The sequence below is a fragment of the Candidatus Frankia nodulisporulans genome (genome assembly GCF_902806475.1).
Lineage (GTDB): Bacteria > Actinomycetota > Actinomycetes > Frankiales > Frankiaceae > Frankia > Frankia umida.
This window is the reverse complement of record NZ_CADCWS010000392.1, coordinates 1-2,648: the sequence shown is the minus strand read 5'-3', so window position 1 is coordinate 2,648 and position 2,648 is coordinate 1. Positions and strand designations below refer to the sequence as shown.

The following is a 2,648-nucleotide window of genomic DNA, read 5'->3' as shown; positions in this document are numbered from 1 at the left end:
GCTGCGGTCGCTGGACACCGGCGGCTTCGCCGCCCTCACCGAGCTGCTCACCGCCTACCACCTCGACACCACCGGCCTCCACGGCCCCGCGCAGACGATCAACCCGGCAGGTGTCGACAACAACGTTGACTAACACCCTCGGCTGATCTTGTTCGGTCGTCTGACGCCCCGCCGGACTGGCCCTCGGCGGGGCGTTGGCATGTCATCTGCCAGAAAAGGACCCGCGGACCAGGTTGCAACCCTTCATAGTCAGCGCATGGTTCGTCGGGGTTCTTCGACTTCGGATCACCGTCCAAGTGCTCGCCGTACTCGCCGTACTCGGGCCCGTCGAGCGCGGGGGCGTTCCTCCGGGTTGTCTTCGCCCGGCGGACGGGTGTTTGCCTGGCTGGGAGGGGCGGCACTCGCCGCTCTGTTCTTCGTCGACCTCGTCCAGGGGCTCGTCAGCGCGTGGGGTTGGTGGACGTTGTCACTCGGGGTTTCCGTGGTGCTGGCAGCCGCCGGGGTCTGGGTTGGGTTCCGCGCTAACAAGATCCGCCAGATCCGGAGGGCGGTAGAGGTTGCTGTTGTCGATGTCCTGAGCCCGGCTGAGTTTGAACGTCACATCGCCGCCCTGCTGACCCGCGATGGTTGCCTGCAGGTGCGGGTGGTGGGAGGCCGGGGGGACGGTGGGGTGGACGTGCTTGCTCGTACCCCGGGCATGGCCCGGATCGCGGTGCAGTGCAAGCACTACCCCGGCCGTGCCGTGGGTCCGTCCGCGGTGCGGGACTTCAACGGCTGTGCGTGGACGGACCACGGTGCCGATGTCGCATTGCTGGTTACGTCTGGCCGGTTCACCTCTGCAGCTGCGGACTTCGGGCGGCGCCACCGCATCCAGATGGTCGACCGGGAGCTGCTGGCCCGGTGGATGGTCGGTGAGCAGATCCTGCCTGGTATCCGAGCACCCTGGCGGCGCCGCACCGATGCCTTGCCCGCCTCGGAAGAAGCCCCGCGATGATCGTCTTATTTGTGTGTGTCGTGCTTCTGCCGTTGATGGCGGGGCTGTACTGGCTGTCCCGCTGTGGTGCGGCGAGTGGCACCGGACGGCTGTGCCGCCGCCGCCGTCGGGGTCTTCTCAGCCGCTGCTACGACCATGGGTTTCAGCCGATCGCGTACGGTGACTTTCTTGCGATCGGGTTCTTTGCCCTCGCCTATGGCGGATTTCGCTTCTACAAGATCCTCAGCTAGGCCGGTCTCGGGCTGCCGCCCAGCTGGGATCCCAGGATTCGATCAAGCTCGCACGTTCAACCTCCCGGAACGTCCAAGCCCCCTGCTGGGCCTGTCCTCGGCGGGACGTTGGCATGTCGGCCACCGGCCCCAGCCGGGCGAAGAACTGGATGTCAGCGGGGGGCTTCGCCGGGCCGGCCGGGCCGGGTTGCAGCGGGCCGGAAACCGGGTTTCCTCGCGCGCGCACGCGTAGGGCCCCCCGCCGGGAAACCAGGAAACGTGGAAACCTGCAGGTCAGAGCGGTTTCCTCCAGGAAACTGCCAGGAAACTGCAACCCGCGGTTTCCTGGGGTGCAACCGGTGCCGCAGACGGCTGCAACCACCCCGCCGCCGGCGGCGAGGGGGATGCGACGGTCAGCCGACCGTCCTCGGCCCGGGAACGTCTAAGCGCCCCGCCGGACTGCTCCGACGGGGCGCTGTGGCTTCCTCTGGGCTGTCGTGCCGCTAGGCAACTGCCACGGGCGGCTCGCCCTCCTCTGGCGAACCTTCGCCGGCCTCCGCCTGCTCACGCTTCCGCCATAGATCTGTCCGGGCCCCGGGGCCCGGACGGTTCTCCAGCCATGCACGAACGGTCGACAGCTTCCAGCGGGGCCGACGTGACGACGTCTGCTGATCAGGCTTGGGCAGGTGCCCAGAGCTCCTGTAGGCGCGCGCCGTGTCGGGCGAGATGCCGGCCAGATTGGCTATGTCTGTGTAGTCGAGTAGTGGCTCAAAGTTGTCGATGGACTCTCCCATAACCGACGACTCTACTTGGTTGACCTATTGGGGTTAGGTGTGTAACGTTCCGCCCCGCAACCGAAAAACGCCCCCGGACCGGCTGCCAGGCCGACCCGGGGGCTAACGGATCACCTGATAGCAACAGGAGACCGCTATGAGTCATCTTTCCCTGCCTGCGCGCGGATCTACGCGCCAGGCTTCGCCCGCTGCCCGTCTGGGTGGTGTGGCATGAGTGCCGGCCGTCCGGGTCGGATCACGGTCACGGTTACCCAGCCTGAAGAGATCTTCGACCCGGTGATCCTCGCCGCGTTGCAGGCCGGCCGCCGTGTGACCGCCGCTGAGGAGTTGGACGTCCGCCGTCGGCACACCGCCGAGCTCGCTGCCGGCCGTGGTGTCTGCTGCCGGGCGTGCGGGTTCGTGCTGACCGTGCAGCACCAGGCCTGCCCGTCGATCGTGCTGGTGGACGCTCGCAGCCTGCGGATCGCGCTGACTGTCATCCCGCTGGCGCCGCGGCGGCGGTGCGCTCGCTGCCGCGGCCAGCTGGACGTGACGCCGGTGGGGCCGCTGTGCCCGGTCTGCGACGGCCAGGATGATCTGTTCGGTGGTGCGGCATGACCGCCCACCAGATCCCCGCCGCCGGGCCGTCCGAGCCGGGTTGCAACGGGCCGA

Annotated in this window: 3 protein-coding genes; all 3 read left to right on the top strand. The window is 68.2% G+C overall.

Annotated features, from left to right (window positions below):
- Window positions 1-373 precede the first annotated feature (373 nt).
- Window positions 374-994 carry a restriction endonuclease gene (locus G6R24_RS20110; protein WP_225438844.1) on the top strand — a complete coding sequence of 207 codons (621 nt, stop codon included), beginning with the start codon at window positions 374-376 and terminating at the stop codon, window positions 992-994.
- Entirely contained in the window at window positions 991-1,224 is a 234-nt protein-coding gene (locus G6R24_RS20105; protein WP_136449219.1) for a hypothetical protein, read from the top strand. Before G6R24_RS20110 ends, G6R24_RS20105 begins: the two co-directional genes overlap by 4 nt.
- A gap of 983 nt (window positions 1,225-2,207) precedes the next feature.
- A complete protein-coding gene (locus G6R24_RS20100) occupies window positions 2,208-2,594 on the top strand; it encodes a hypothetical protein (RefSeq protein WP_163550708.1) in 387 nt (128 codons plus the stop codon).
- Window positions 2,595-2,648 lie beyond the last annotated feature (54 nt).

Bases quoted from the DNA above. Each gene is read 5' to 3' on its own strand.
- G6R24_RS20105 (WP_136449219.1), top strand. From the start codon at position 991: ATGATCGTCTTATTTGTGTGTGTCGTGCTTCTGCCGTTGATGGCGGGG.
- G6R24_RS20100 (WP_163550708.1), top strand. From the start codon at position 2,208: ATGAGTGCCGGCCGTCCGGGTCGGATCACGGTCACGGTTACCCAGCCT.